The 5,984-nt window shown below is 40.8% G+C and carries 5 protein-coding genes and 1 tRNA gene; 2 read left to right on the top strand and 4 right to left on the bottom strand.

Going from position 1 to position 5,984, the window contains the following annotated elements:
• Positions 1–144: 144 nt before the first annotated feature.
• From B0181_RS11380 to B0181_RS11370, 3 genes are all read right to left on the bottom strand, one after another.
• A complete protein-coding gene (locus B0181_RS11380; RefSeq protein WP_078277610.1) occupies positions 145–876 on the bottom strand; it encodes a hypothetical protein in 732 nt (243 codons plus the stop codon).
• 318 nt (positions 877–1,194) lie between these two features.
• Positions 1,195–1,341, bottom strand: coding sequence for a hypothetical protein (locus B0181_RS12180; protein ID WP_158078978.1), 147 nt, complete (start codon positions 1,339–1,341; stop codon positions 1,195–1,197).
• 451 nt (positions 1,342–1,792) lie between these two features.
• Positions 1,793–2,623 carry a hypothetical protein gene (locus tag B0181_RS11370; protein ID WP_133141543.1) on the bottom strand — a complete coding sequence of 277 codons (831 nt, stop codon included), beginning with the start codon at positions 2,621–2,623 and terminating at the stop codon, positions 1,793–1,795.
• Positions 2,624–3,566: 943 nt separating this feature from the next.
• On the opposite strand from B0181_RS11370, the gene B0181_RS11365 reads away from it, so the two are divergent.
• Both B0181_RS11365 and B0181_RS11360 read left to right on the top strand, forming a co-directional pair.
• Positions 3,567–5,198 (top strand): replication initiation protein, encoded by a 1,632-nt coding sequence (locus B0181_RS11365; RefSeq protein ID WP_078277607.1) that lies wholly within the window; start codon positions 3,567–3,569, stop codon positions 5,196–5,198.
• Between the two features lie 24 nt (positions 5,199–5,222).
• The gene (locus B0181_RS11360) at positions 5,223–5,678 is read left to right on the top strand and encodes a helix-turn-helix domain-containing protein (protein WP_078277606.1); all 456 of its coding nucleotides are present in this window, start codon (positions 5,223–5,225) and stop codon (positions 5,676–5,678) included.
• A gap of 108 nt (positions 5,679–5,786) precedes the next feature.
• Here the strand turns inward: B0181_RS11360 and B0181_RS11355 are convergent.
• Positions 5,787–5,863, bottom strand: a tRNA-Arg gene (locus B0181_RS11355).
• Positions 5,864–5,984: the final 121 nt, after the last annotated feature.

The raw sequence follows: 5,984 nt of genomic DNA, 5'->3' as shown, positions 1-5,984 counted from the left end.
GGGTTTTGAAAATAGCCAAACTTTTAATCATCACTGGTTACTGTTGATTGGTTATTTATATTGTATACCGATAAACGATAAATTGCAAATAAAAAAGAAGGCTCTCACACCTTCTTTTCACCAACCTAACAACGTTTGCTTAGCCTACACGTCAATACCCTGATCAATCAGCATCTGCTTGACCTGCTCAAAGTTTAGGATTTCGCCATGCTGGTTGCAGATAAAAAATGATTTCCAGTAGTGTGCTTCTGAATCAACACCATGACCGAAATACTCAGCTGACTGACTAATATTAAGAACCAAGCGCACATCTCGGCAGTATTTAAAATGCCCAGTAAAATTAAGAATGCTGACGATACAAGTGGTTGGCTTGCCGCCTTTAGCATAATACCACTTCGCCAATTCTGTACCTTCTAGTACCGCTTCATTCTTGGCAGCATTCGTGTTTGATTGTGGCGCATTCAATGGAAGTTCTGGCTCTTGAACTGGTGCGCTTTCTTTTGGTTCATAAGGAATGTAAGTCTGCTTTTCTACACTAAAAATGTATTTAGCCCCAGTGTTTACGGTATAAACGTTTTTACCATCAATCTGCTCAACCGTGTAGCTTTCAAACTGCTCACCCGCTGCATAAGATAAGCGCATGATGAGAATATCACCCTTAATCCAATCACAGTGCATTTGAATTTCATCGATGTACTCATCGTCTTTATGGTTGTCTAATGTATGCCACTCTTCACCATCAAACCAACGATGGACGCTGGTGTAATAGTCATAAGGCAGCTGCATAATCAGCTCAATGCCACGATAAATATCCGACACATGCACGCCATCTTTTGTGACGCGCACATTTTCAAAAGGTGCTACGTTTCTTAGCATAAGGTACTCCTGTTTGGTAGTTATGAATAAAATACTTGCCTATCTTAGCACAGAACTTGGCAGATTTGTGCGCACGCTCACTCAAAAATTTGGCAAGTGCGCTGCTCTTTCTTGGTGGGAAGGCTTAAGCAAACCTTGTAGATTTGAGAAAAATCGGAACAGCGTGTTTGCAAATTTCAATGGTTTGTTTTGTTGTACAAACATCGGCAGGTGTTCCAAACACTCATTGGCTGCACGCTCGCCAATGGTTGAGACAAACGCTGCTACATCGTCATCAAGCACGAGTTCAGTTTTCCCATTCCGCACTTCCTTAGTTTATCATCGTCTAGCACGACAGTCCACGCGAAAATCTGGCGTTTCCAGCTTTTTGGTGATGTCGCCAAAGCGGATAGAGCTATTACAGTTAGTGTCCATGGTTGCACAGCCTGATAGGGCAAGCACAGCTAGTACGAATAGTGTTTTCATTGTTTTTTACTCCAAAAAAAGCCTATTGAGCTGGCTTTTCCACCGCTCACAACAATGATAGCTAAAGGAAATCAAAACAGAAAAATGAAATACCCAAACCCCTGCGGGCGTTAGCCTGTCTGTAATCAAGGCATGGCTAGGGCAGTGGCTGTAACAAACAGAATGGTTGCAACTAAAGCGACCGTGAAGCCGCTGATGTTCAAGCGACTTTGCGACAACCAACGACTATTACATAACCGCACCATGCGCTTACGTACACTAGGCACATATAGCAGCATGGCGATTAAAACTAAGCCAGCAGAAGGGTATAAAGCCTGCGCTGTAAAACCGATAAGAATCAATAGACAGTACAGTGTCATCATCCATGACAACATCCAGTACCAAGAATTAACGATAAATTGCATAATTGATTTGGTCCAAAAACAATATCGGCTGCACGCCTGCACTAAGTTTAGGACGCTTCATCTTCATCGAAATCATCTTCGTCTTCTGGGTCTGCTACGATTTCAATGCCTTTGACTTTAAAGCTAATGCCAACAAAAGAAAACGGCAAGATATTGGTGCGTCCTTGCATTTCTACACGACTGTAGCGCGCAGCTTTAGTCAGCAAGGCATTTAAAATTCTCTCTAAATGTTCAGGATTTAAGAATTTGCCGTAATCAAGACTTAGCGTAGAAGCGACAGCGACAACACCTTCGGCCATGTCTACGAGTTCTTGATAGCGTTTTTCATGCAGCATAAGTTCGATTTGAACCAATAGATCGCAATACACATGAAACAGGTTCATGGCTTCATGCGACATTGGTATACGTCCAGTCCGTGTTTCTCCCCAGCCGCGCAGTGAAATTTTTTCATCAAAATCCATAATTTCGTTAAATTCTTCGAAGATTTGGACAGCTTTGACAAATTGACTACAATTTTCAAATTCTAATGTTAAAGACACATTGCTAAATTCATATGCAGTGGCGGATGGTGGAAAGAAGCCATTGTAAGTCGGTCTTAGTAGAGCTAGAGCAATCTCACCATATTTTTCGTTCAGCAAAGTTTCAAACAATTTTTCAATATGATAAGCATAAGCGGATTGTAAGTTTTGTTTGCCTGCAAAACGTGGATCTGTTGCAGCGCTTAAAAGAACTTCAGTATCCAGCCGTGCTAGTGCGTTGAAATCCATCGTTTGACAGATTGCCATCAGTTCAGTGTGTTTTTTTGATAGTGGGGTAGTACCGACAAAAGTGTTTTGTCTGTTTGGAATGAAGATGTTTCTATAGGTCTGTCTAGTCATTGGTGCACCTCAATGTTTAAGTTGTGTATAGAGTTTGCTCGTTCATTACCTGAACTTTACGCATTGAATTATACACCTACTTTCTCAAAAAAACCTATGTAATAAATACACAACAAATTGTGCATTTGTTACATTTTACTTCATTTTTAATGTAGAAATATTAAAAAAGGATGTTCTTTTAAATATTATTGAGATTTAAGAACTTAAGAACTTAATTGATGAACTGTTGTAAAAATCAATTAAAAATCAAACATTTGTCTTAAAAATTAAGCTAAATATGCGGTAAAAAAGGGGTTAATTTGCGGAAAAGTTGATGGTTGTTTGCGGTAAAAATGGGGAAAATCTACGGAATCAAAAGGCGTTAATGGCGGTAAAAAATGGTGCTTTGGCGGAATTGAAGGGTATTTGTTTTGCTTTTGCGGAACCAAAAGGAGTATTTATAAGGAAGATTTGGGTGATTTGAAATTGCAATAACAAGGAAAATAAGGGATATGTATACGGAAACCTTGGGTGCGATAATGCGGAAGCATAGGGATATAATTATTTAGCGTTATGCGGAAATAAAAGGAGTGAATTTGTAGACAATACGGAAGATAAAGGACTTATATATGTGGAAAAATTGGGAGCTGATTTACACCCTATTAAGGAAAAATATGGAGCAATATTGCGGAAAATACAGGAGTATAAATGTGGAAAATTGGGGTGCAAAATTTGGTATAATTGCGTGAAATTTAGGAGCAATGTTACGGAAAAATAGGGCGCATTTTTGCATATAAATTACGGAAAAAATAGGAGCTCTAAGGCGGAAGTTTTGGGTACAAATGCCCGTGTTACAAGGCTTGCTATGGTTTCTCACTTTTACACATTTTGGAAGAATAGCTTGCATATTAGCTAACCCTGAATTACAATATTGCGGAATTGTACCTAGACTTACCGCATAGCTATGACCGACACTAAATCATTAGAGCTTTTTGCTGATTTTTTGGAAAAATTCTCGCCTGAACAAATGGCAGAATTTGAAAAATATATCAAAGACAGAAACAAGCAATCGATAGACTCTGCTGCACTTACAGCCAGCGATGCGGAAATGACTTTTGGTAACTCGCATAATCTTGCACGGCAATACGATTCACTACAAAGCGGAAGCGCTGAAGATGTTCACGCATTGATTGAAGATATGCCTATTGCGATAGATGATACGCGCGAATATGATGTCCTACCTACAGAAAATTTTCTTGATGAAGAGCAAGAAGGGGTGCAATACCAAGAAATAGATAACGAAGATGAAAAAGCAATTGTGCCAACAAAGGATAAGTACGGCAGAGTGTATAGCGACAAATTTGTTGTTATGCAAAAACGCATGATTCATGCAATTAGTCGCTTGGACTTAAATGAACGTCGCTTGGTGTTAATGCTTGCTACACTGGTTCGTGGTGCAGTTGAAGCCAACCCAAGACAAAAAGTGTTTCGTATTAGTGCAGCGGACTTTGGGGACTTTTACGGTCTTAGCCGTAGTAAAAGATACGAATTTCTGAAAGGCGTATCCAAATCCCTACATGGCAAAGTATTTTACTTTTGGAACTTCGAAACAGATGGTCGCCTTGTCCCTTCTGCTAAGTCTCAATCCAAAAATGGCAGGATGTCAAAAGGCACTGAAGTTGCTATCAGCTGGGTGGGCAAGGCTGAATATCGCGCCGGTGAAGGTTGTGTTGATATTCACTTGTTGGATGATGTGATCGAAATGCTATGTATTTTCGATCAAATGAACCCATATACAAAATACCAAAAAGATTGGATTACTAAACTTGGTGGTTATGGCATAGTCTTATTAGGTTTGGTTTTGAGTGCTACCAAAGAAACCAGACGGCATGTTAAAGAGTATCAGGGCGATGTAGGCCCAATGGATGTCTACTATACGCTCAAATACCTGCGTGAAAAATTTGACTGTACAAACCGTTATGAAAAAACGCACGACTTTAAGCGCTATGTGATCGATGCCGGCATTAAGGACATTCAAAAACACACGCCATTACGAATTAGGGTTGATTATGATTTGTCTGGGCGAAGTGTAATTGGTGCATGGTTTGGTGTCGATAACGCTGACGAACCCAAACCAAAAGTCGCCAAAAAAGATGAGTGGAAGCATTTTAAGATGACAAGTGCTCAACTGGATATGTTTGCCGACAAGATAGCGCAAATTGAAGGCTTAGATGCTCAAGATGTTAAACGTGTGCTGGAACATCCTTTGGAGCAGCAAAAATACGTTGAAATGCTTAAGCGGTTAAATTACAAACCGTCTGGTTGGTTTGCTAAATCCGTGGTGGACAAATTTGTTAAAGAAGCTCAAGAGCAGACTAAAGCGGAAGCAATCATCCAAGCGGAAAAACAAGCACTTGAGAGTGCTTGGAAGGCTTGGAAGGTTACGGCAAGTGATGAAGAAATCGAGATGTTGTCTGATAAAGCCTACAGCTATATCACTGCGAATTTTGAGAAAATCAAATGGCAGCATGCCAATACACCACAAATAAGACTACACATGTTTGAGCAGTATTTTAGAAAGGCGTTCGAAAGCTAAGGTTTTTCCTGTGTGAGGTGAAATATGGTGGTTGCAAAAGAAACAAAAAACCATGGTCTTGTACAGCCTAAAAAGCTGACTGTTAGCATGGTGCTTGATGACATTGACAAGCACCCGTTTGACACGTCTAGTGAACGTGCTGAACGTCTGGGTGTTGATAGCGACAACCTACGCGCGTTTATCAGACGACATAATATCACCATTCCTGTGCGCATAGGTAGCCCGCTGCGTGGTAAAGCTAACTTTGCAGACAATGAAGTGTTGGTTGGTGTTGAGTCTGCGTGTTGCTTCGCAGATTATCTTCACATTGAATTAGTGCGGCTTAAAATGCGCCATGCGCACTTGTCTAAGATTGCAGGCGTGTCAGAAGCAACAATACAAAACTGGAAAATTGGTGCTTCTCACCCCAACTATCGCGCATTACAGAACTTAGCGACGGCAGGGTTTGATGTAGGGTATTTGGTTTCAGGTGTTCGTTGAAAACTTGCGTGTTTGAGAAATGGCATCATTGAATGCCATTTTTTTTGCGCAAAAAAAAGCAAGCTAACGACTTGGCATCTAGTCTTTTTGTTAGCTTGCGAAAAAAATTGGCACCCTCGGCTGGATTCGAACCAGCGACCATCCGCTTAGAAGGCGGATGCTCTATCCAACTGAGCTACAAGGGTGAAAATGGCGGGATTCGAGCCCACGGGATTTTGACACCCGACGGTTTTCAAGACCGTTGCATTAAACCGGACTCTGCCACCTTTCCAAATTAGTGATGGTTTTTTTATCCACCCCGCCGTA

Source organism: Moraxella caviae (assembly GCF_002014985.1).
GTDB lineage: Bacteria > Pseudomonadota > Gammaproteobacteria > Pseudomonadales > Moraxellaceae > Moraxella > Moraxella caviae.
Note: the sequence above shows the minus strand (reverse complement) of the source record. Positions and strands in the feature narration are given on the sequence as shown.